Raw genomic sequence first — 21,660 nt, 5'->3', positions numbered from 1 at the left:
AGGAACACCATGACCCGCAGGTCGATCGGCATCATCGTCAATGGCGTGACCGGACGGATGGGCTACCGGCAGCACCTCGTCCGGTCGTTGCTGGCCATCCGGGAATCCGGTGGTGTGGCGTTGGCCGACGGCACCACCATCTGGCCGGAACCGGTCCTGGTCGGGCGCAACGAGACGAAGCTCCGCGAGCTCGCCGAGCGGCACGGGCTGACCGACTGGACCACGGACCTGACCTCGGCGCTGGCCCGCGACGACGTCGAGATCTACTTCGACGCGCAGGTCACCCAGCAACGGGAGAAGGCGATCCGGCGGGCCATCGAGGCCGGCAAGCACATCTACACGGAGAAGCCGCTGGCCGAGGACACCGCGGCAGCCCTCGACCTGGCCCGGGCGGCGGACGCGGCCGGCGTACGGACGGGTGTGGTGCAGGACAAGCTCTTCCTGCCCGGTCTGCGCAAGCTCAAGCGCCTCATCGACGGCGGCTTCTTCGGCAAGATCCTCTCGGTGCGCGGCGAGTTCGGGTACTGGGTCTTCGAGGGCGACTGGCAGCCCGCTCAGCGGCCGTCGTGGAACTACCGGGTCGAGGACGGCGGCGGCATCGTGGTCGACATGTTCCCGCACTGGCACTACCTGCTGGAGGAGCTGTTCGGCCGGGTCACAGCCGTCTCCTGCGTGATCGCCACGCACGTGCCCGAGCGGGTCGACGAGGCCGGTCAGGCGTACCCGGCCACCGCCGACGACGCCGCGTACGCCATCTTCGAACTGGACGGTGGCGTGATCGCGCAGATCAACTCGTCGTGGGCCGTGCGGGTGTACCGCGACGAACTGGTGGAGTTCCAGGTCGACGGCACCGAGGGCAGCGCGATCGCCGGTCTGCGCAACTGCCGGGTGCAGCACCGGGCGGTCACCCCGAAGCCGGTGTGGAACCCGGACCTGCCGGCCACCGAGGACTTCCGCGCCCAGTGGGCCGAGGTGCCGGACAACGAGGAGTTCGACAACGGCTTCAAGGTGCAGTGGGAGGCGTACCTGCGGCACGTCGTGGCCGGCGAGCCGTTCCAGTGGGACTTCCTGGCCGGTGCGCGTGGGGTGCAGCTCGCCGAGTTGGGGCTGCGCGCGGCCCGCGAGGGCGGTCGGGTCGAGGTGCCGGAGCTGCGCTCATGACCGCCGAGGTGGTGCTGCCCGGTGGTCGGCGTCACCGGCTCGCCGGGGGCGGCGGCTTCGCCCGGCCGGACGCGCCGGCGACCAGTCGGATCGCGTACGCCGCCGCGCACGTGGTCGCCGACCCGGGCGCGGAGAACGTGCCGGGTGCCCCGGCGAGGGTGGACTGGGACACCACCCTCGCCTTCCGGCGGCACCTCTGGTCGTACGGGCTGGGGGTCGCCGAGGCGATGGACACCGCCCAGCGGGGGATGGGGCTGGACTATCCGGCGACCCGGGAGCTGATCCGGCGTAGCGCCACCGAGGCCCGCGCGGTGGGCGGGCGGATCGTCGCCGGGGTCAACACCGACCAACTGCCGGTCGGTCCGGCCACCCTGGCAGCGGTCACCGCCGCGTACGCCGAGCAGCTCGACGACGTGCGCGCGGCCGGTGCCCGGCCGGTGCTGATGTGCAGCCGGCACCTGGCCGCCGCCGCGCGTGGCCCGGAGGACTACCTACGGGTGTACGACGAGCTGCTGGGCGCCGCCGACGAGCCGGTGGTGCTGCACTGGCTGGGCCCGATGTTCGACCCGGCGTTGACCGGCTACTGGGGTGCGGTCGACCTCGACCTGGCCGCCGACACCGTCATCGAGCTGATCAAGGCCCACCAGTCCAGGGTGGACGGCATCAAGGTGTCACTGCTGGACGCCGACCGGGAGATCGCGTTGCGCCGCCGCCTGCCGGCCGGGGTGCGCCTCTACACCGGTGACGACTTCCACTACCCGGAACTGATCCGGGGCGACGAGGTGGGTCACTCCGACGCGCTGCTCGGGGTGTTCGCGGCGATCGCGCCGGCCGCCGCCGCCGCGCTCGCCGCCCTGGACCGGGGGGACCTGACGGCGTACGACGAGATCTTCGCGCCCACCGTGCCGCTGGCCCGGCACCTGTTCGCGGCGCCGACCTGGCACTACAAGACGGGGATCGTGTTCCTGGCCTGGTTGGCCGGGCACCAGGACCACTTCACCATGGTCGGCGGTGCGCAGTCCGGCCGGTCTCCGGCGCACCTGGCCACCCTGCTCACCCTGGCCGACGCGGCCGGGCTGCTGCCCGACGCCGACCTGGCCGCCTCCCGCGCCCGGGCCTTCTTCACAGTGGCGGGGGTAAACCAGTGAGCGCGAGGAGTGAGCCGGTTTTGCGAGCCCCGCAGTCGCGAGCGGAGACCAGCCCAGTGAGCCTGACCCGCTTCTCGTTCAATCAGGCCACCGCGCAACGGTGGGCGTTGCCGGAGGTGGTGGCCGGGTGCGTGGCGGCTGGCGTACCGGGCATCGGCCTGTGGCGGGAGCCGGTGGCCGAGTACGGATTGGCCCGTTCGGCGAAACTGGTCCGCGAGGCTGGCCTGGCCGTCACGTCGCTGTGCCGGGGCGGGTTCTTCTCTGCCGACGACTGGCGGGCGGAGAATCTGCGGGCCATCGACGAGGCCGCCGCCCTCGGGGCCCCGGAGCTGGTCCTGGTGTCGGGTGGGTTGCCGGCCGGTAGCCGGGACATCGACGGCGCCCGGCGTCGGGTCGCCGATGCGATCGGCGAGCTGGCTCCACACGCCGAGGCCGCCGGGGTGCGGCTGGCCATCGAACCGCTGCACCCGATGTTCGCCGCCGACCGGTGCGTGATCGCCACCCTGGGTCAGGCGCTGGACATCGCCGAGCGGTTCGACCCGGCGGTGGTCGGCGTGGTCGTGGACGCGTACCACGTCTGGTGGGACGACACGGTGTACGCGCAGATCGCACGGGCGGGCGAGTGGATCGCGGCGTTCCAGGTCTGCGACTGGGTGACCCCGCTGCCCGAGGGGGTGCTGCTCGGCCGGGCGCTGCCCGGCGACGGCTGCATCGAGCTGCGCCGGCTGCGCGAGGCGGTCGACGCGGCCGGTTACGTCGGCCCGATCGAGGTGGAGGTCTTCTCCGCCGAGGTGTGGGCGCGTCCGGGCGCGGAGGTGCTCGACGCGGCGATCGCCGGCTACCTGCGCCACGTTGTCTGACCGGCTCCCCGACGGCACGCCGGGCGGCGTGCGTCCATCCACGGTGGGCGAACCGGCCAGCGGTCGGCGCTGGCCGGCGGCGGTCGGCGCGTGGTTGGGCATCGGCACCGCCCCCGCCACGCTGGTGCTCGGCGCGGCGATGGCCGCCCGGCACGGCGGCGCGGTGCCGGTGGCCGGGCTGCTGGTCGGCGGGGTGGTGATGGCGGTCCTGCTTTGGGGGCAGGGTCGCATCGGTCTGCGCCGGCCGCTCGGCGACGGCGGAACGTTGACCGCGGTCCTGCCCGCGTACCTGGGGGACACCTCGCGGCTGCTGCTGGCGGCGGTGCTGGCCCTGTCGATGGTCGGTTGGAACGGGTTCAACGTCGGGCTCGGTGGGGCGTCGCTGGCCGCGCTGACCCACCTGCCGGGCTGGGCCGGGCCGGTGTTGCTGGAGGTGGCGGTCCTCGCCGTCTCCTGGGCGCCGGCCCGGCTCGGCAACCGGGTCGCGGTGGTCACCACGCTCAGCGCGGTGGTGTTGGTCGGCTGGTGCCTGACGGTGCTGCCACCGCCCGGTGCGCCGGTCCGCCTGGCCGGCGGTGGGCTCGCCGACGCCGCCGCGCTGATCGGGTACGCGGCCGTTTTCGCGCTGCGCGCGCCGGACTTCAGCGTCGGCCTTGCCCGGCGGCGGGACCTCGCCTGGTGCGTGGGGTTGTTGGTCGGGCCGGCGCTGCTCGGGGTGCTCGCCGGTGCCGGCCTGTGGCTGCGAACCGGCTCGGCCGACGTGGTCGCGTTGCTCGCCGCCGGTTCGGGGCTGGCCGCGTACGCGAATCTGTTCGTCGCGGTGGCGGTCTTCGCGGCGGCGCTGACCACCACGTACTCCGGTTCGCTGGCGTTGCGTGGCCTGGCTCCCCGGATGCCGGCGCGGGCCGCGATGCTGGCCGTCGCGGTGCTCGGCGGGGTGTTGGCGGTGGCGCGGTTCGACCGCCTGGTGCTGCCGTGGTTGACCCTGCTGGCCGCCGCGCTGCCGGTGCTGGTGGTGCCGATGGCCGTGGAAGCCGCGGCCCGCCGTCGCGGTCGTGTCCCGCGTACCGTGCCCGCCTGGTGCTGGGTGCCGCCGGCGCTGCTCGCGGTGGCCTGCACGCTCGCCGGGGTGGGCGTCGCGCCGTTGCTGGGGCTGGCCCTCGCCGGGGCGTGCACTGTGCTGTGGCGGCATCGCAGAAAGTTGATCTAGTCGCGGCCGGCGGATCGTGATCTTATACGCACCAGCGATCCGTAACACTCTCCGAATCCTCGATTAACCGTCGGCGGCTTAGGTGGGGGAGCGCTCCCAGGTGCGGGTCGCGATCGGATAAATGCTCCATAAAGGAACCATTGAAAGGAGCCTCGTGGCTACCAGCACGAGCAGAGACAGGGTGCGAAGACTAGCGATACCGACGCTGGTCTTCGCCCTGATCGCCGGCACCACCGGCATCGCGGGACCGGCGTCGGCGGCACCCGCCGGGCCGTCGGGTAACGGCAACGGCGCCGGTTACTTCACCCCCGGGTCCGACAAGAAGGTCATTCTGACCGACGGCGTCGACCGCCGGCCGGGCGGCAGAAACGCGGCCGAGCAGCAGGCCACGGCGGACGAGACCCGCCCCGGCATGTACATCGTCGAGTTGGCGGAGGAACCGCTGACCTCGTACGCCGGCGGGTCGTCCGGGCTGGCGCGAACCCGCCCGGAGGCGGGCGACCGGCTGGACGTGACCTCGGCGCCGGCACGGGCCTACCGCGGCCACCTCGACGCGCAGCGCAGCGCCGTCGCCGCCGCCGCGAAGGTCCAGGTCACCGCCGCCTTCACCACTGCCTTCAACGGGTTCTCGGCGAAGCTGACCACCCAGCAGGTGACCGCGTTGCGGGCGGACAAGCGGGTCCGCGCCGTCACCGCCTCGCGGGCGCTCGGTACCCCGACGCCCCCGCCGACCGCGCCGATCCCCAGCACCCCGGCCACCGCCACCCCTGACCAGTCAGCGGGAGCGGATCACGCCGGCAAGCCGGACAAGCCCGGCAAGCCTGGCAAGCCTGGCCCCGGTACCGGCGCGGGCATGGTGATCGGTGTTCTGGACACCGGCATCTGGCCGGAGAGCGCGTCGTTCGCCAAGAAGATGCCCGCCCCGGCGAACTGGCGCGGGACCTGCCAGACCGGTGTCGCCTTCGTGGCCGAGCACTGCAACGGCAAGATCGTCGGTGCCCGCTACTTCGCCGACTCCTGGCTCGCCTACGGCGGCTCGATTCCCTCGGCTGAGATCCTGTCCCCCCGCGACGTGTCCGGGCACGGCACGCACACCGCGTCCACCGCTGCCGGTCTGCCGCTGCCGAACGTCACGATCGACGGTCGCGGCTTCGGTCCCGTCTCCGGGGTGGCCCCGGACGCCCAGATCGCCGTCTACAAGGTGCTCTGGGGTGGCATGGGCTACGACGCCGACATCATCGCCGGCATCGACGCGGCCGTCGCCGACGGCGTGCAGGTCATCAACTTCTCGATCGGCTCCCAGCTCGGTGACTGGGAGGCCAACACCCCCATCGGCGTCGCGTTCCTCAACGCCACGCTGGCCGGGGTCTTCGTGGCGGCGTCCGCCGGCAACACCGGCATCGTGAGCGGGGCGATCAGCAACGCGGCGCCGTGGGTGACCACGGTCGGCGCGGCGGTGACCAAACTCGACGAGGCCACGATCAAGCTGGGCGACGGCACGAAGCTCGTCGGCGGTTCGCTGGACACCATGCCCGGTGGCGACTCGCGGCCGATGGTCTTCGGCGAACAGGCCGGCTCGCCCGATCTGGGCGCGGTCTACTGTGAGCCCGGCAGCCTCGACGCTGCGAAGATCAAGGGCAAGGTCGTCGCCTGCGCGCTGTCCGACCTGTTCGGCTCCGCCGCCGAGATCAAGGCCAAGGGCGGGGCGGCGATGGTGGTGTTCGACCCGGTCGGCAACTACCGGATCAACTCCATCTTCAACTTCCCGGTGGTCTACCTGCCGACCGAGAAGCAGGCCGGCGCGCTCTTCAACTACCTGATGCGCCACCCCACCGACGCGAAGGCTTCCCTGCGCAGCGGCGGTGACGGCTCCAGCGTCCCCGGCCTGCCCAGCGTGGCGGACTTCTCCTCCACCGGCCCGGACAAGGTGACCCTCGGCGTCTTCAAGCCGGACCTGGTCGCGCCGGGGTCGAACATCATCGCCGCGGTCTCGCCGGCGGGCAACTTCGGGCGGAACTACGACGCGTACTCCGGCACCTCGATGGCCTCGCCGTACGTGGCCGGCGCGGCGGCAATCCTGCGCGCCACCCACCCGGACTGGTCACCCGGCGCGGTAGCCTCCGCGCTGCGCACCACCGCCACCGACACCGTCGGCACCAGCGACCCCCTGGAGCAGGGCAGCGGGTTCATCAACCTGGCCAAGGCCACCGACCCCGGCCTGGTCATCCAGCCGACGGCGAAGGAACTGGTCACGTTCAGCGAGACGGCACAGCCCGACGGCAAGGAACTCAACCTGCCGGCCATCTCGTTGCGCGAGTACGACGGCACCCGCCCGGTGACCGTCACCCGCACCCTGACCAACGTCGGTAAGGCGAAGGAGACCTACCGTTCGTCGGTGTCCGGCCTGCCCGGCATGAAGGTCACCGTGTCCCCGGCATCGGTGACGCTGGCGCCCGGCACGTCCGCGACGGTGACCATCACCGTCCGTCGGGGCAGCGCGCCCTGGGACCGCTACGTGACCGGCTCGATCACCTGGCAGGGCAAGGCACACAGCGCCCGGATCCCGGTCGCCGCCCGCCCGTGGGGCATCACCCCCCGGCCGTACGCCGACGACGGCGAGGAGTTCGGTCGGATGACCAACGGTGCGTTCGGCTCGCTCCAGCCCGGCTTCACCGGATCGTTCGCCGGCCGCAGCACCGGTTACACGCCGATGCAGCGGACGTCGTACTCGATGCCGGCCGGCGTCTACGGTGGCGTGTTCGACCCGAAGGCCACCGGAGTGAAGAAGGTCGACTTCACGGTGCCGGCCAACACCGCAGGCATCGTGGTCGAGACCACCACCGACGACCCGAACACGAACCTCGACCTGTACCTGTACAAGGGCGACAAGCTGATCTACAGCAGTGACAGGTACTGGACCAGCGCGGAGCAGGCCTACAAGTTCCTGCCCGAGCCGGGGCGCTACACGGCGTACGTGTTCGCGCAGTACCCCGGTGGTCCGGTCGTCGACTTCCAACTCAAGCACGCCATCATCGGCCGAAACGCCACGTACGCGGGTGCCACGCTGGAGACGCCCTCCACCGTGGAACGCGGGCTGACGTACGGGTTCACGCTCAAGCCGAATAAGCCGCTGGCCGACGGCGACTTCTGGGCGTACACCGAGTGGAACACCAACGGCACTGTCATCCCCGGCAACCTCGTCTACACCCAACAGAGTTCCTGGCAGTAAACCCTTCTGAACCGTGGGGCGGTGCCGTAGCGCACCGCCCCACGGCCTGCCACAAGATCAGACGGCCATTCGCTCGACGAATGCGCGGCGAGTGGCGACGTCCCCGAGTGGCAGGGCACTCAGCTCGTACCCGAGTTGGGTGTAGGCGGTGACCATGGCGTCATGGGTGCGCACCGCCTCGGTGAAGTCCTGGTTTCGCTCGCTGTCGTTGGTGTATATCTGCGGCCAGGGCGGGGCGACGAAGACGCGCCGGTGATAGCGGAACTGACGTGCTGCGGCCGCCAGGTGGTCCGGCACCGGCCAGCCGAGCAGCAGGTGGTAGCCGACCAGGTCCGGAATGCCGCGGCTTCACCCACGCCACAGCGTAGATCTTGGACAGTTTTCGTTCTGGCGTAACGGAAACTGTCCAAGATCTACGCTTTCGGCTCGCTGATTGGCGTCACCGGCGCGGTCGCGCGACGCGACGCGACGCGAGGAGCCGCGACGCGACGCGACGCGAGGAGCCGCGCCGCGCACGCCGCCGGCCGGCCGGCCGATCAGCGGGACCACCGACATCTGCGCCCCGGGCACGGCCGGTGGAGTAGATCGTCTGGGCGCGCACCGTTCGGTGAGCAACACCGTCGTGCCGACCGGTGGTGGGCGGAGATCGACCCCGCCCACCACCGGTCGACGGTCAGGTGACCGTGATGGTCAGGTTGATCGAGCGGGTCTCCCCGGTGCTGTAGGTGGTCGTCACCCGGGCGGTGAAGGTCCCCCTGCGGGGATAGCTGTGGGCGATCGACCGCAGCGTCGCCCCGTGGGCGATGGCGCTGTTGTCACCGAAGTCCCACGCGTAGTCGGTGATGCTCTGCCCGGACGGCGCGGTGGCGGTGGCGGTCAACGTGGTGTTCAGCGTTCCGGTGCCGCTCGCCGGGTTCGCGGCCAGCGACAGCGTCCCGCCCGGTTCCTGTTTGACCCCAGCGCCGTTGAACCGTAGCCAGTCGAGTGCGAGCAGGTCCGGGGTGCCGCCGACCTGGGCGGCGTTGAGGAACTTCGCGTACAGGGTGGTGGTGCCGGTGGGTTTGTTGGTCAGCGTGACGGTGGGGGAGACCAGGTTGTCCCACCCGCCGGTCGAGGCGACGGCGGCCGTGCCGATCAGCGTGCCGGTCGGCGAGCCGGTGCGCAGCTCGATGGTGCCACCGAGACCGCCGTTGGTCAGCCCGAGCGTCACCGAGCCGACGTTGCGCAGGTCCACCGGCCCGTACGCGACCCAGTCGTTGTGGTCGACGTCGCCGAGCCGCTTGCCGGCGCGGGCGGTGGCCCGGTCGTTGACGGTGACGCCGAACTGGGCGGTGAAGTGCTCGGCCTCCTTGCTCTTGGGCTGCAACTGGACGCGGGTGGAGCCGGTCAGCGCCGGTACGCCGCCGGCCGCGCCGCCGTCGGTGTACTGCGCGGTGATCAGGGTGTAGAGGTTCTGCCCCGGCCCGTGCCCGTCACCGGCGTCGGCCTCGGTGGCGAGCAGCCCCGAGCAGCCGGTGTACACGTCCAACGGGTGGGCGTGCTGGTCGTGCCCGAGTTGCGTCTGCACCGTCACCTTGGCGCAGTCGATGGTGGTGTCCTCCGGGTCGGTGACCGTCACCGTGTACGGGATCTTGTCGCCGAAGTCGAAGAAGCCGCCGTCGGGCACGGTGATTGTCACAGTGGGTCGGGTGTTGCCGACCACCACCTCGGTGACCGCGGTGGCGGTCAACCCGTTGCCGCTGTTGCGGACGGTCAGCCGGGCGGTGTGCCTCCCGGCCGTCGAGTAGGTGAAGCTCGGGTTGGCGGCGGTGGAGTCGGTGCTGCCGTCGTTGGTGAAGTCCCAGGCGTAGCTGAGCGCCGACCCGTCACCGGCGGTCGACCCGGCCGAGGAGAACGTCACCGCGAGCGGCGTACGTCCGCTGTCCGGGGTGGCGGCGATCTTCGCGGTCGGTGGCCGCCCGTTGGCGACGTAGTCGATCCGGTAGATGCCCGCGCCGGCGTTACTGCCGCCGCGTCCGCTGCCGGTGCCCTCGCCGAAGTCGATGACGTAGAGCGAGCCGTCCGGGCCGAACTCCGCCTCGAAGGGCTGGATCCAGCTCATGTTTTCGAAGATCCCGTTGATCGACTGGAGGTCACCGACGGCGGTCGGGCCGAAGCGCGGGTTGCTGAAGGTCTGCGCCGTCTTGTGGATCGACAGCGTCTTGAACCACCTGCGGGTCAGCTCATAGGTGATCCACTTGCCCTCGAAGTACTCGGGGAACTTCGTGGTGCGGGTGTTGGCCGGGTCGTAGTCGTAGACCGGGCCACTCATCGGCCCGCCGCCGCCGGTGCCCAACTCGGGGAACTGGGTGGAGGCGGAATACGCGTACCAGACCAGCGCGGACTTCGCCGCCGGCAGGGTGGTCAGGCCGGTGTTGTTGGGCGAGTTGTTCACCGGTGCGGCGCAGTTGAACTTCGCCCCGGAAGTGTTGGTGGCGAAGTTGTAGTCGTTGAACGGGATGTTGTTGCCCACGCAGTACGGCCAACCGAAGTTGCCGGCGCTGGTGATCCGGTTGAACTCGACAGTCCCCTCCGGGCCTCGGTTGGGGTCGGCGGCGCGGGCGTCCGGGCCGTAGTCGGCCACCAGCACCGCGTTTGTCTGCGGCTCGATGGTGATCCGGAACGGGTTGCGCATGCCCATCGCGTAGATCTCCGGTCGGGTCCTCGCGGTGCCGGCCGGGAAGAGGTTGCCGCTCGGCACTGTGTACGTACCGTCGGCCTGTGGGGTGATCCGCAGGATCTTGCCGCGCAGGTCGTTGGTGTTGCCGGCGGTGCCCTGGGCGTCCCAGGCGGCGCGGCCGGCGCGCTCGTCGACCGGGGTGTAGCCGCTGGAGGCGAACGGGTCGGTGTTGTCGCCGATCGCCGCGTAGAGGCGCCCGGCAGCGTCCATGGCCAGCGACCCGCCCATGTGCGAGTTGGCCCGGCCCTCACCCCGGTAGGTGGGGACGGCCAGCAGCCGCTTCTCCGAGGAGAGCGCGACGCTGTTGTTGGCGACGGTGAAGCGGGACAGGTTGAGCTGTTTGAGGGTCTTGTCCGACCAGAGCAGGTAGATCCAGCCGTTGCTGGCGAAGTTGCGGTCCAGCGTCATGCCGAGCAGCCCGTCGGACTGGTCGGTCATCGCGGAGGTGTACGCGAAGTCCAGCAGCGTGGTGACCTGGAGGGTGTCGGAGTTGACCACCTTCAGCGCGCCGGTGCGCTGGATGTAGTAGACCTTCCGGTCCGGGCCGACTGCCAACTCGAAGGGGTCGGCCAGGTTCTCGGTGACCAGCCCCACCCGTTCGAAGTTGCTGGTCTTGGTGGCTGAGCAGTCACCGGCGACCGCGCCGGCCGCCCACTCGATGCCGTAGCGCAGGTGCTCCAGGAACGTCGGGGTGCTGAACTGGGAGCTGGCGTGCCCGCCGGCGGTGAACCAGGACCGGCCGCCGTCGTAGCGCTGACACCAGGAGTACGCGTGGTCGACGCCCTCGTCCAGGCCGTTGATGCCGTCGCGCACCTTGATCTGCGCGAGGGTGTGCACGTTGCCGGTCGGGTTGGTCCGCCAGTTGTACCACTCCTCGCTCTGCTCCCAGAGCTCCGGCAGGTTGCGTGTCGAGGGGTGCGCCCGGTCGAGCACCTTGACGCGGCCGGGGAAGGTGCCGCCGGTGGACGAGAAGTCGGGGTGGTAGTCGAAGATCGTGCCGACCAGCCCCTCGTACCACGGCCAGTCGCGTTCGCTGGCCGAGGCGGCGTGCAGGCCGGCCCAGCCGCCGCCGTTGCGGATGAACGTCTGCAACGCGGCCCGCTGGCTGGCGTTGAGCAGGTCACCCGAGGTGGGGAGCGAGTTGGTGTTGTTGAAGACCAGGGCGTCGAAGGTGGCGAGGTTGGCGTTGGTGAACGCGCCGGCGTCGGTGGTGGCGACGACCTCGAAGTTGTGGGCGGCGCCCAGTTGTTGGATCGCGGCGATGCCGGCCGGGATCGAGTCGTGGTAGAAGTTGGTGATCTTGGAAAAGACCAGCACCCGGAAGCGCGGGGCGGCCTCGGCGGGCAGGGCGGTGGTGGTGCTCACCACGGTGGCGATGGCGAGCAGGATCAGGCAGAACGCGCGGAGGTGTCGGGGCATGGGGGCGCTCCCTGTCGGACGGTGAGGGTCGGAAAGCGCTTTCTCGCTGCCCGCATCACGGTACTGACAGCCAGTGACGACCGTCAATAGCCGACTGGTAAGCGGTTTCCCGCCGTGCCGGCGTCCACGTCTCGGCGGGCCCCACGGCCGATGGGTACGGCTTACGATGTCCCCTTGATACGCGCCGTGACCCTGCGGATGCGGCGTGTCTCGTCGACCTGGGGAGGTCTCGTGACGGTGCCGTCCACGTCGGAAATGCCCGAGGGTCGGGGTGCCGACCCGATCGACACCACGACGGTGCATCCGGCGCGCCGCTACAACTACTGGCTCGGCGGCAAGGACAACTTCGCCGTGGACCGGGAGTCCGGCGACCAGATCGCGGCCGTCTATCCAGGGGTGCGCACGCTCGCCCGGGAAAACCGGGCCTTCCTCGGCCGGGCGGTCCGGTTCCTCGCCGAGGAGGTCGGCGTCCGGCAGTTCCTCGACATCGGCACCGGCATCCCGAGCGCCGCCAACACCCACGAGGTGGCCCAGTCCGTCGCCCCCGATTCCCGGGTGGTCTACGTCGACAACGACCCGATGGTGCTGGTCCACGCCCGAGCGCTGCTGACCAGCGACCCGGCCGGGGCCACCGCCTACCTGGACGCCGACCTACGCGACCCGGAAAAGATCCTCGCCGACCCGCAGTTGCACGCCACAGTGGACCTGTCCCAACCGGTGGCCCTGGTGCTGATCGCCGTGACGCACTTCCTCACCGATGACGACCGCCCCCACGAGCGGGTCGCCCAGCTGCTCGACGCGCTGCCGTCGGGCAGCTGGCTGGCGTTGACCCACTTCACCACCGACCACATCCCCGCCGAGATCGTCACGCGGATGGAGGCCGAGTTCGCCGCCGGCCGGATGAAGCAGGACGCCGTGCCCCGCGACCGCGCCGAGTTCGCCCGCTTCTTCACCGGCCTGGAGCTGGCCGAGCCGGGCATCGTCCCGGTCACCGAGTGGCGACCGCAGGTGCCGCCGCAGCAACGCCCACCCCTGGCCGACGCCTCCATCTACGGCGCGGTGGCCCGCAAGCCCTGACATCGCCTCGGTGGCGTGGATCGGGGGCCTTCGTCACACTGACCGTCCACCATCGCGCCCGGCCTTCGAACGGGCGGGTCTCGCCGCCACCGGGGTGGGCGTCGAGGCGCGAGCCGGTTCCGCCGGCCGGGTGAAGAAGCGGACGATGTCCGCCGCCGCGGTGGGGGAGAGCATCATCGCCTGGACTCGTGCGGACATCGCCGCGATGGGGTGGATCCGGTCGAACATCAACTCTTCGTACGCCCGAATCGCCGCATCCGGGTCGGCGGGATTGGCGGCGAGTTGGCCGGCGAGTTCCGCGGCGTCGAGCATGGCCTGGTTCGCGCCCTCACCGACCGGTGGCATGAGGTGCGCGGCGTCGCCGATGAGGGTGACGCTCGGCCGGCTGGTCCAGCGCGTACCGGTGGGCATCGCCTCGATCAGGCGTGGCGTCGGCGGGCTGTCGGCGGCCTCGATGAGTGCGGTGAGGCGAGGGTCCCAGCCAGCGAACATGGCCAGCAGGGCTTGCTTGCCACGGTACGTGTCGAGGGGCTGGTCCTCGGCACGCAGCGAGATCCCGACCCGGAGGCTGCCGTCGCCGAGACGTTGTGCGGCCAGGATCTGGTTCACGCCGACACACCACAGGTTCCCGGGGCCGACCAACTCGGCGAGGTCCGGATGACGCCTGTCGACGTCGTCGACGCTCAGCTCCACGAGGGTCGCCACGTAGGACAGCTCGACCTCGACCAGCAGTGACCGGACGACGGAACGCGCGCCGTCCGCGCCGATGAGGAGGTCGCAGCTGGTGCGGCGACCGTCGTGGAACGTCAGGTCCCAGCCCTCGTCTGGTCGCGCGGTCGCCGCGACGAGCCGATGCCCCCAGGCCACCGTGTCGCCGGGGAGGGAGTCGAGCAGGAGATCACGCAGCGCGCTCCGGTCGATCTCGGGACGTCCGGAGAACGAGCCGGGTTGCGGCACATGGTGTATCAGGGTGCGTCCGGTCGGGTCGAGGATGCGATGTTCCTCGCCCTCGGGCCGCGCCTCCGACCGGAACCGGCCGGCGAGACCCGCCTCGGCCAGGGCTCGTTGCCCGGACTCCGGGTGCAGATCGAGGGCGCCGCCCTGGGGGCGCGCGGACCGGCTTGCTTCCCGGTCGTACACCACCGCGTCGATGCCGTGCTGGTGCAGGATCCGTGCCAGTGTCAATCCGCCGAGGCCACCACCGGCGATCGCGATTCGCGTTCTCACGTCGCTACCGTACACTGTATATATGGATACACCGTACGGTAATGAGCCGCTCCCCGTGTGGGAGCGGCCCGAACCTCAGCCGAGGGCGGTGCCGGTGCCGTTGAGCCGCCAGAAGATCGCCGCCACGGCGATCCGGCTTGCCGACGCGCACGGCCTCGACGGGCTGTCATTGCGCAAGATCGCCAAAGAGCTCGGTGTTGGTCCGATGCGGCTCTACGACTATGTGATCAACAAATCCGAGCTGCTCGATCTGATGGTCGACGTCGTCTATGCCCGGATCGCCGAGGTGGGCCAACGCTCCGGGTGGCGCGACACGGTGCTGGCCATCGCCCACGCGACCCGCGATGCCGCCCTTGACCATGAGTGGTTCTCCGACCTGCTCGGCGGACGGCCGCACCTGGGACCGCACGCGCTCGCCGTGGGCGAAGCGACCGCAGCGGCGCTCAGCGAGGCCCTTGGCGTGCCCGACATCGACGACCTCCAGCGAGCCGTGGGCGCCCTCAACGCCTTCATCATCGGAGCGGTCCGCCGAGAGGTCACCGAGCGCCGCACCACACGTTTCACCGGCACCGACGAAGCCGCCTTCCAGGCCAGCCTCGGCCCCTACCTCACGCGCATGTTGAACACCGGCAGGTACCCCACCGTGGCCCGGCTCGTCATCGACGGCGCCCACCTCAATGCCGAGGAAACCTTCGACCACAACCTGACCACCGTCCTGGACGGCATCACCAGCCGACCCCGAACGTGACCCACTGCTCTGCGGGCAGCGCCCCGACGGCTCGCCGGAGCGAGGTCACTGATCACCCAGACAGGAGCCGACGAGTGCAGGTCAGTATGGCGACGAGCGCTGGCAGGGCCGATCGGCCGAACGAGGACTTCGTCGGCGCGGTTCCCGGCGCTGTCGTCCTGCTCGACGGCGCCGGCATTCCGGGAGCCGAGTCGCTCTGTTTCCACGGCGTCGCCTGGTACACGCACCGCCTCGGCGGTGCGCTGCTCGGGCACCTGTCGCGCGGCGACGGGCGGGACCTCGCCGCGATCCTCGCCACCGCCATCGGCGAGATTGCCGGCGAGCACGGCGACACCTGCGACATCGCGGACCCGAGCAGCCCGCAGGCCACGGTCGCGATGGTCCGCGCCCACCAGGGCCGCCTCGACTGGCTCCTGCTCGCGGACTGCTTTCTCGTCCTCGATCGAGCCGACGCCGGCCCGCAGGTGGTCACCGATGAGCGTGAGATGACTGCTCGCCGCGAATGTTCAGCGCCGCTGGCCGGTGTTGTGCGGGGAACAGCGGAGTACGACCGGGTGCGCGCCTCCTGCGTCACCGCGCTGCGTGCCCGCCGCAACCAGCCGGGCGGCTACTGGATCGCCAAGGATGACCCGCGCGCCGCCCGGGAGGCGGTGACCGGCAGTCAGCCCCTCGCCAGCGTGAACGGTGTCGCGCTGCTGAGCAACGGCGTCAGCCGCATCGTCAGCCCGTACGGCCGGACCGACTGGCCGGGTCTGCTGGACCTGCTCCACACCCCCGGGCCGGCCGGCGTCATCGCTCGGGTCCGGCAGGCCGAGGCGCAAACCGCCGCTGACGCCGATGCGCCGGCACCGGACGACGCCACAGTGGCTTACGCGAAGTTCCAGTCCGCCACCGACCTGTCCGCCGGCGCGTTGCGGTGAGGTCGTGCTCGGCTCACGCGGGGGGAGCTGCGGCAGGCGCTCGGTCGTCCGACCCTTCCGGCGCGGTGATCGAGGCCGCGATGATCCGGCTGGGCACCACCGGCGCGTCCCGGCCCGTGCCCCGCCGGCTGTCGCCGCCGCCGGATTCCTCGTGATAGTCCTGCTCCACGTTCACCGACCAGACGTCATGCGTACTCCCGGTGGCGATGTTCTCGGCGGTGAGCATCGCGGTCAGCATCGAGTGGTCCTGGTTGTTGTAGCGGTGCATGCCGTTGCGGCCCACCGGATGCACGTTCGGCACCGCCTCGGTCAGCCAGGCCCGGATCACGTCCACGTTGTGCTGGTAGCGCTCGTCGTACACCGGGTAGGCCTTGGGCATGCGCACGACGTAGCCGGCCTCCACCACACCGGGCCGAACCAACCCCAACCGCTCCAGCTCCGCGGTGGCGAGGGCCACCAGATCGGCATCCGGGGTACGCCACATCTCGTCGTCCTCGAACACGAAGTACTCCAGGCCCAGGCAGGTGCGGCCGTCCTTCACCAGGTACGGCGACCAGGAGCCGAAGTTCTGGATCCGGCCCACCCGCACGGCCGGGTCATGCACGTAGATCCAGTTGTCCGGAAACGAGAATTCCGCCGGCACGACCAGGGCGACCGTGAGGAAGTCGCGGTAGCGCAGGTCAGCCGCGCAGGCCAGCACCTTCGGCGGCGCCGGTGGGTGCAGCGCGGCCACCAGCTCCGAGATCGGCATGGACGAGATCACATGGTCGGCTGCCTGGGTACGCTGCCCGCCCGCGCCGTTGACCGTCACGCTGATCGCCCGCAGGCGGGCCGGGTCGCGGTGCACGGCGGTGACCCAACTGCCGGTGGACAGCTGCCCGCCGCGCTCCCGGACCTGCTCGGCGCAGCGCTCCCACATCATCCCGGGCCCGTACTTCGGGTACTGGAACTGCTCGATCAGGCTGGTCACGTCGGTGCGCCGACGCCGGGGCAGCAGCGCGTTGCGGATCGCCGTGGCCAGCGACAGGTTCTTGATCCGTTGCGCCGCCCAGTCGGCCTGCAACCGGTCCGCCGGCATACCCCACACCTTCTCGGTGTACGTCTTGAAGAAGATCGAGTACAGCCGCCAGCCGAACCGGGCCGACACCCAGCCCTCGAAGTGTGACTGGTCGCGTGGTGGCCGTAGTCGGGCGCGGGCGTACGAGCCGAGACAGCGGGCGGCCTCCGGCAGACCCAGGTTCCGCAGGGCGTTCATGGCGCTCAGCGGGTAGTCGAACAGGGCTCCCCGGTAGAAGATGCGGCTCATCCGGGGCCGGGTCAGGAAGTCCTCGTCCGGCAGGATCTCGTGCCAGAACGCCTGCACCCGCGGCACCTTCGTGAAGAACCGGTGCCCGCCGATGTCGAACCGCCACCCGTCGCGCTCCACGGTCCGGCTGATCCCGCCGACCACCTCGTCGGCCTCGAACACATGGACCGACCGGCCGTGCCGGAGCAGTTCGTACGCCGCGGTCAGCCCGGCTGGCCCCGCACCGATGACCACCGTGCCGCTCTGCTCGCTCATGCTGACGCGCTCCCCCTGCTCACCGCCATGGTTGAGATGCGGCGTCTACCCGTTCTGCGCAGAATGTCACACTTGGTGATGGCTGGCCCTCGCTTCGGCGGGGCGCGCCGCGGGCGTACCACGAGATAGAGCGACTCTCCGCGCGGCCGGCGGAGCGGGGGAGCGGGCGGATGGACAGGTGGCGCAGCGGCGCGGCGGCGCTGGCCGCCCGGGCGGTCGTCGCAGGCCGCGGCGGGGCGCGCCTGGCCCGTCGGGTGCCGGCGCCCTGGCCGTACGTCATCAGTTTGTTCCTCGGCGCGAAGCTGCTGCTCACCGTGCTCGGGCTCCTGGTCCTGCACGCCTGGGACGGCGTCCCCGGGGCCCCGCCGCCGGACGAGGCGTTGATGTGGACCCAACAGGGGGAGATCTCCGGGCACCGGTGGATATCCTTCTGGTTCGCCTGGGACTCCCTGCTCTACCTGCGGCTGAGCACCCTGCCGCTGACCGGACCGTGGGTGGACTTCGGCTTTCCCCTGCTGTACCCGTTCCTGGCCCGGCCGGTCGGTGTGCTGTTCGGCGGCGACACCGCCCTCGCCCTGTTGCTGATCAGCAACGTCGCGTTCCTGCTGTCGCTCTGGTACGGCTACCGGCTGGCGGAGCTGCTGCTCGGCGACGCGCACGTGGCCCGCCGGTTCACCCGGTACCTGGTGCTGCTGCCGACCGCGTTCCTGTTCCAGGCCGCGCTGACCGAGTCGCTCTTCGTCTGCCTCGCGTTGGCTGCCTTCTACTACGCCGAGCGACGTCGGTGGCTGCTGGTCGGTGTGATCGGCTACTTCCTGGCGATGAGCCGCTCCGTCGGCCTGCTCGTGGTGCTGCCGCTGGCCCTGGTGCTGCTCCGGCAGCACGACTGGCGGCTCGGCCCGCGCGCCCTGCTCGGTTACCTGCGGATCGGTTGGCCGTTGCTGCTGCTGCCCCTCGGGTGGTTCACCTTCATGGCGTACTGCCGGTGGCGGGGTGGGGACTGGTTCGCCTATCAGCACGCGCAGCAGACCGGGTGGGGGATCAAGGTGCAGAACCCGGTGCCGGTGCTGCTGAACGGGTTGACCGGAGAGCCGCGCGACGCCGCCCGGGTGTGGTTCGCCGTGGCAGTCCTCGCAGTGCTGGTCGCCGGGTTCCGCCGCCGCGAGCTGGCCTACCTGGTGTACGGCGTCCTCATGGTGCTGGTGCCGCTGTCGATGGGTCCGCCGGTGTACAAGAGCCTGTTGCGCTATCTGCTCGCCGCCTTCCCGGTGGCACTGGTGCTGGCCCGCTGGGCCCGGCACGCCAGCGTCGACGTGTGGCTGACGGCGACGCTCGCCGTGGTGCAGGGCGTGCTGTTCGTGCTCTGGCTCAGCTACTGGACCCACACGATCATCTGATCGGGCCCTTGCCCCCGGGTCGATCACCGGCTCGGCGCCTGTGCGAGCCTGCTACCCGTCGTTGGAAGCGCACCTCTGCTGGAGGCCCGGTGTTCGCCCTACCGCTGACCGAGGATGTCGAGCTGCGCCCGCTGGAGCCGTGGCGGGCCGAGGAGTTCCTCGCCAACCTCGATCGGGCCCGCGAGCACATCCAGCCGTGGGTGTCGCCGACCTTCGTGGCCACCGACCTGTCGTCGGCCCGAGCGGTGCTGCAGCGGTACGCCGACCGGTGGGCCAGCGACAGCGGCGGCATCTGGGGGCTGTGGTGGCGCGGCACGCTGGTCGGCGGGGTCCTGCTCGTGTCGTTCGACGTGACCCGGGGTGTCTGCGAGGTCGGCTGCTGGGTGGAGCCGGCAGCCGAGGGGAAGGGCATGGTCGCGCCGGCGGTCCGCCGGATCGTCGACTGGGCGGTGCGCGAGCGCGGCATCCAGCGGGTGGAGTGGCGGACCAACGCCGACAACACCCGCAGCAAGGCCCTCGCGCGTCGGCTCGGCCTGCGCCTGGACGGCACGTTGCGCCAGGTCAGCCCCGGTCCGCACGGTCGCATCGACCTTGAGGTCTGGTCGGTGCTGGCCGACGAGTGGGCCGCCCCGCCACGCACCGTCCACTGACGACAGCGAATAGTTGTCGTACCCGGGCGGCACCATGCATCCATGGCCGTCCCCGCGCTCACCCCTCATTCCGACCCGCCGCGTTCCGTGCCGCTGCGTGAGGCGCGCACCCGGTTCAGCCAGCTCGTCGCGCTGGCCGAGCTGACCGACGCCGTCACCGTCGTCACCCGCGACGGCGACCCTCGCCCGGTCGCCGCGATCGTCCCCGCCGCGGCGGCCCGCAGCGGCGCGCAGGCCCGCGCCGACGCCGACCGGCTCGCCACGGTCACCGCCGGCTGGGCCCGGCGTCTCGACGAGCAGCACCGACGCAGCAGCCAGCGGCACGCCGCCGAGCTGAGTGCGGTCCGCGCGGCGCTGGCCGAGGTGTGGGCCGAGCTGGATCGCCGGGTCGTCCCGGGCAGCGACCCGACGCTGGCCCGGCTGCGCGCCGCGCACAACGACCTGCTCGCCGGCTGACCCGTGTCCGCGCCGGCCCGGGCTGGTCAGCGGCCCGGGGTCAGCCGGTGGCCGGGTACGCGTGGGTCTCGGCCGCCTTGACCGCCACCCACACCAGTTGGCCCGGGATCAGCCGCAGCTGGGCGGCGGCGGCCGGCGTGACGTCGGCGGCCACCCCGATCGGCCCGTCCAGTTGCACCCGCACGTTGTCACCGTGTCGCTGGACGCCAGACACCGTGCCCGCCCAGGTGTTGCGCGCGCTGCCCTCCGGCCGGGCCGGGTGCAGCGCCACCGCGGCCGGGCGGAACGCCACGAACGCTTCGCCGTCCAACCGGTCGGCGACCGTGAGGGTCAGCTCCGGTGAAACCCGCACCCCGTGCCCATCGGCGCGTCCCCGGTACAGATTCAACCCGACCAGCCGGGCGACATAGTCGGTGCGCGGGCGGGCGGTGACGCTCGGCCCGTCGCCCTCCTGCACCACCCGACCACCCTCGACGATGACCAGCCGGTCGGCCAGCGCCAGCGCGTCCAGCGGGTCGTGGGTGACCAGCACCGTTGCGCCCGGGTGCGCGGACAGGTGCCGGTGCAGCTCCGCGCGGGTGTCCAGCCGGGTGCGGGCGTCCAGCGCGGCGAGTGGCTCGTCCAGCAGCAGCAGCGACGGTGTCACGGCCAGCGCGCGGGCCAGCGCCACCCGCTGCGCCTGACCGCCGGAGAGCTGCCGGGGCCGGCGTTGCGCCTGCGCGTCGAGCCCCACCCGAGTCAGCCACTCCCGGGCCGTGGCGCGGGCGGCCCGCCGCTCGACGCCGTGCCGGCGCGGCCCGAAGGCCACATTGTCCAACGCGCTGAGGTGCGGAAAGAGCAGGTAGTCCTGGAAGACCACGCCGATCGGCCGGCGCTCGGTGGGCACCCAGGCGCGCGTCGCCGGGCGGTCCAGGTCGACGGCGTCGAGGGTGACGTGACCGGCGGTGAGCGGATGCAGCCCGGCCAGCGCGCGCAGCGCGGTGGTCTTGCCGGCCCCGTTCGGGCCGAGCAGCGCCACCACCTCGCCGGGCGCGACCCGCAACGGCACGTCGAGTCGGAAGGCGCCCCGGTCGACGACGAGCCGGGCGTCCAGCAGCGCCTCGCTCATGCGCTGCTCATCCAGCGCTCGCGCAACGCGACCAGGATGCCCACCGACACGACGAGCAGCACCAGGCTGAGCACGATCGCGGACTCCAGGTCGGTCTCCAACGCGAGGTAGACGGCGAGCGGCATGGTCTGCGTACGGCCGGGATAGTTGCCGGCGAAGGTGATGGTGGCACCGAACTCGCCGAGCGCCCGCGCCCAGCAGAGCACCGCCCCGGCGGCCAACCCGGGCGCCACCAACGGCAGCGTGACGTGGGTGAAGGCGGTCCACCGGCTGGCGCCCAACGTCGCGGCGGCCTCCTCGTAGCGGTGGTCGGCGGCGCGCAGCGCACCCTCGACGGCAATCACCAGGAACGGCATGGCCACGAACGACTCGGCCAGCACGACACCCGCGGTGGTGAACGGCAGGGTGACGCCGAAGGTGGCGTCGAGCCAGCCGCCGAGCAGCCCACGCCGGCCGAAGACCAGCAACAGCGCCACCCCGCCGACCACCGGCGGCAGCACCAGCGGCACGGTGACCAGCGCGCGCACCAGCCGGCGGCCGGGGAACTCGACCCGGGCCAGCACCCAGGCGAGCGGCACCCCGAGCAGCAGGCAGAGCGCGGTGGCCAGGGTGGCGGTCTGCACCGACAGCCGCAGGGCGGTCAACGCGCCCGGCTCGGTGAGCCGCTGGGGCAGGGTGGTCCACGGTGCCCGGATCACCAGCCCGGCCAACGGCAGGACGAGGAAGAGCAGCCCCAACCCGGCGGGGATCAGCAGCGCCGCCGGCACCCG

17 protein-coding genes are annotated in these 21,660 nt (G+C 71.5%); 11 read left to right on the top strand and 6 right to left on the bottom strand.

Annotated elements, in window-relative coordinates; genetic code table 11:
• The first annotated feature begins 9 nt into the window (after nucleotides 1–9).
• The 5 genes from V6U86_RS10890 to V6U86_RS10870 all read left to right on the top strand — a co-directional run bounded on the left by V6U86_RS10890 (nucleotide 10) and on the right by V6U86_RS10870 (nucleotide 7,608).
• Nucleotides 10–1,161 carry a Gfo/Idh/MocA family protein gene (locus tag V6U86_RS10890; RefSeq protein WP_334501508.1) on the top strand — a complete coding sequence of 384 codons (1,152 nt, stop codon included), beginning with the start codon at nucleotides 10–12 and terminating at the stop codon, nucleotides 1,159–1,161.
• Nucleotides 1,158–2,309, top strand: coding sequence for a dihydrodipicolinate synthase family protein (locus V6U86_RS10885; RefSeq protein ID WP_334501506.1), 1,152 nt, complete (start codon nucleotides 1,158–1,160; stop codon nucleotides 2,307–2,309). Before V6U86_RS10890 ends, V6U86_RS10885 begins: the two co-directional genes overlap by 4 nt.
• 62 nt (nucleotides 2,310–2,371) lie before the next feature.
• Nucleotides 2,372–3,169, top strand: a complete 798-nt coding sequence (locus V6U86_RS10880) for a sugar phosphate isomerase/epimerase family protein (protein WP_334501647.1) — start codon at nucleotides 2,372–2,374, stop codon at nucleotides 3,167–3,169.
• Nucleotides 3,162–4,379 carry a hypothetical protein gene (locus V6U86_RS10875; protein WP_334501504.1) on the top strand — a complete coding sequence of 406 codons (1,218 nt, stop codon included), beginning with the start codon at nucleotides 3,162–3,164 and terminating at the stop codon, nucleotides 4,377–4,379. Before V6U86_RS10880 ends, V6U86_RS10875 begins: the two co-directional genes overlap by 8 nt.
• Nucleotides 4,380–4,560: 181 nt before the next feature.
• Entirely contained in the window at nucleotides 4,561–7,608 is a 3,048-nt protein-coding gene (locus tag V6U86_RS10870) for a S8 family serine peptidase (RefSeq protein ID WP_334501502.1), read from the top strand.
• Nucleotides 7,609–7,665: 57 nt separating this feature from the next.
• Here V6U86_RS10870 and V6U86_RS10865 read toward each other — a convergent pair whose 3' ends face one another.
• On the bottom strand, nucleotides 7,666–7,947 hold the full coding sequence (locus V6U86_RS10865) for an AAA family ATPase (RefSeq protein WP_334501645.1): 282 nt from the start codon (nucleotides 7,945–7,947) through the stop codon (nucleotides 7,666–7,668).
• A 334-nt stretch (nucleotides 7,948–8,281) separates the two neighbouring features.
• Nucleotides 8,282–11,746, bottom strand: a complete 3,465-nt coding sequence (locus V6U86_RS10860; RefSeq protein WP_334501500.1) for a ThuA domain-containing protein — start codon at nucleotides 11,744–11,746, stop codon at nucleotides 8,282–8,284.
• 255 nt (nucleotides 11,747–12,001) lie between these two features.
• Between V6U86_RS10860 and V6U86_RS10855 the strand changes: the two genes are divergently transcribed.
• Complete coding sequence (locus tag V6U86_RS10855) at nucleotides 12,002–12,823, top strand: SAM-dependent methyltransferase (RefSeq protein ID WP_334501643.1); 822 nt, start codon at nucleotides 12,002–12,004, stop codon at nucleotides 12,821–12,823.
• A gap of 33 nt (nucleotides 12,824–12,856) precedes the next feature.
• Here the strand turns inward: V6U86_RS10855 and V6U86_RS10850 are convergent, their stop codons facing one another.
• Nucleotides 12,857–14,050: an FAD-dependent oxidoreductase gene (locus tag V6U86_RS10850; RefSeq protein ID WP_334501497.1), complete on the bottom strand. Its 1,194-nt coding sequence runs from the start codon at nucleotides 14,048–14,050 to the stop codon at nucleotides 12,857–12,859.
• A 22-nt stretch (nucleotides 14,051–14,072) separates the two neighbouring features.
• Between V6U86_RS10850 and V6U86_RS10845 the strand changes: the two genes are divergently transcribed.
• Complete coding sequence (locus V6U86_RS10845) at nucleotides 14,073–14,798, top strand: TetR/AcrR family transcriptional regulator (RefSeq protein WP_334501494.1); 726 nt, start codon at nucleotides 14,073–14,075, stop codon at nucleotides 14,796–14,798.
• A 74-nt stretch (nucleotides 14,799–14,872) separates the two neighbouring features.
• Nucleotides 14,873–15,718: a hypothetical protein gene (locus V6U86_RS10840; RefSeq protein ID WP_334501492.1), complete on the top strand. Its 846-nt coding sequence runs from the start codon at nucleotides 14,873–14,875 to the stop codon at nucleotides 15,716–15,718.
• Nucleotides 15,719–15,731: 13 nt separating this feature from the next.
• Here the strand turns inward: V6U86_RS10840 and V6U86_RS10835 are convergent, their stop codons facing one another.
• Nucleotides 15,732–17,279, bottom strand: a complete 1,548-nt coding sequence (locus V6U86_RS10835; protein WP_334501490.1) for an NAD(P)/FAD-dependent oxidoreductase — start codon at nucleotides 17,277–17,279, stop codon at nucleotides 15,732–15,734.
• Between the two features lie 170 nt (nucleotides 17,280–17,449).
• Between V6U86_RS10835 and V6U86_RS10830 the strand changes: the two genes are divergently transcribed.
• The 3 genes from V6U86_RS10830 (at nucleotide 17,450) to V6U86_RS10820 (ending at nucleotide 19,782) form a co-directional block, all read left to right on the top strand.
• Nucleotides 17,450–18,676 carry a hypothetical protein gene (locus V6U86_RS10830; RefSeq protein ID WP_334501488.1) on the top strand — a complete coding sequence of 409 codons (1,227 nt, stop codon included), beginning with the start codon at nucleotides 17,450–17,452 and terminating at the stop codon, nucleotides 18,674–18,676.
• A gap of 89 nt (nucleotides 18,677–18,765) precedes the next feature.
• Nucleotides 18,766–19,326, top strand: a complete 561-nt coding sequence (locus V6U86_RS10825; RefSeq protein ID WP_334501486.1) for a GNAT family N-acetyltransferase — start codon at nucleotides 18,766–18,768, stop codon at nucleotides 19,324–19,326.
• Between the two features lie 42 nt (nucleotides 19,327–19,368).
• On the top strand, nucleotides 19,369–19,782 hold the full coding sequence (locus V6U86_RS10820; RefSeq protein WP_334501484.1) for a type II toxin-antitoxin system Phd/YefM family antitoxin: 414 nt from the start codon (nucleotides 19,369–19,371) through the stop codon (nucleotides 19,780–19,782).
• Between the two features lie 40 nt (nucleotides 19,783–19,822).
• Here the strand turns inward: V6U86_RS10820 and V6U86_RS10815 are convergent, their stop codons facing one another.
• Complete coding sequence (locus V6U86_RS10815; RefSeq protein ID WP_334501482.1) at nucleotides 19,823–20,890, bottom strand: ABC transporter ATP-binding protein; 1,068 nt, start codon at nucleotides 20,888–20,890, stop codon at nucleotides 19,823–19,825.
• Nucleotides 20,887–21,657 carry an ABC transporter permease gene (locus V6U86_RS10810; RefSeq protein ID WP_334501641.1) on the bottom strand — a complete coding sequence of 257 codons (771 nt, stop codon included), beginning with the start codon at nucleotides 21,655–21,657 and terminating at the stop codon, nucleotides 20,887–20,889. The genes V6U86_RS10815 and V6U86_RS10810 overlap by 4 nt, the downstream gene beginning before the upstream one ends.
• Between the last annotated feature and the right edge of the window lie 3 nt (nucleotides 21,658–21,660).

Source organism: Micromonospora sp. CPCC 205558 (assembly GCF_036902955.1).
Taxonomy (GTDB): domain Bacteria; phylum Actinomycetota; class Actinomycetes; order Mycobacteriales; family Micromonosporaceae; genus Micromonospora.
Note: the sequence above shows the minus strand (reverse complement) of the source record. Positions and strands in the feature narration are given on the sequence as shown.

Bases quoted from the DNA above. Each gene is read 5' to 3' on its own strand.
- V6U86_RS10830 (WP_334501488.1), top strand. From the start codon at position 17,450: ATGGACAGGTGGCGCAGCGGCGCGGCGGCGCTGGCCGCCCGGGCGGTC.
- V6U86_RS10890 (WP_334501508.1), top strand. From the start codon at position 10: ATGACCCGCAGGTCGATCGGCATCATCGTCAATGGCGTGACCGGACGG.
- V6U86_RS10885 (WP_334501506.1), top strand. From the start codon at position 1,158: ATGACCGCCGAGGTGGTGCTGCCCGGTGGTCGGCGTCACCGGCTCGCC.
- V6U86_RS10860 (WP_334501500.1), bottom strand. From the start codon at position 11,746: ATGCCCCGACACCTCCGCGCGTTCTGCCTGATCCTGCTCGCCATCGCC.
- V6U86_RS10845 (WP_334501494.1), top strand. From the start codon at position 14,073: ATGGATACACCGTACGGTAATGAGCCGCTCCCCGTGTGGGAGCGGCCC.
- V6U86_RS10855 (WP_334501643.1), top strand. From the start codon at position 12,002: ATGCCCGAGGGTCGGGGTGCCGACCCGATCGACACCACGACGGTGCAT.
- V6U86_RS10820 (WP_334501484.1), top strand. From the start codon at position 19,369: ATGGCCGTCCCCGCGCTCACCCCTCATTCCGACCCGCCGCGTTCCGTG.
- V6U86_RS10815 (WP_334501482.1), bottom strand. From the start codon at position 20,890: ATGAGCGAGGCGCTGCTGGACGCCCGGCTCGTCGTCGACCGGGGCGCC.
- V6U86_RS10835 (WP_334501490.1), bottom strand. From the start codon at position 17,279: ATGAGCGAGCAGAGCGGCACGGTGGTCATCGGTGCGGGGCCAGCCGGG.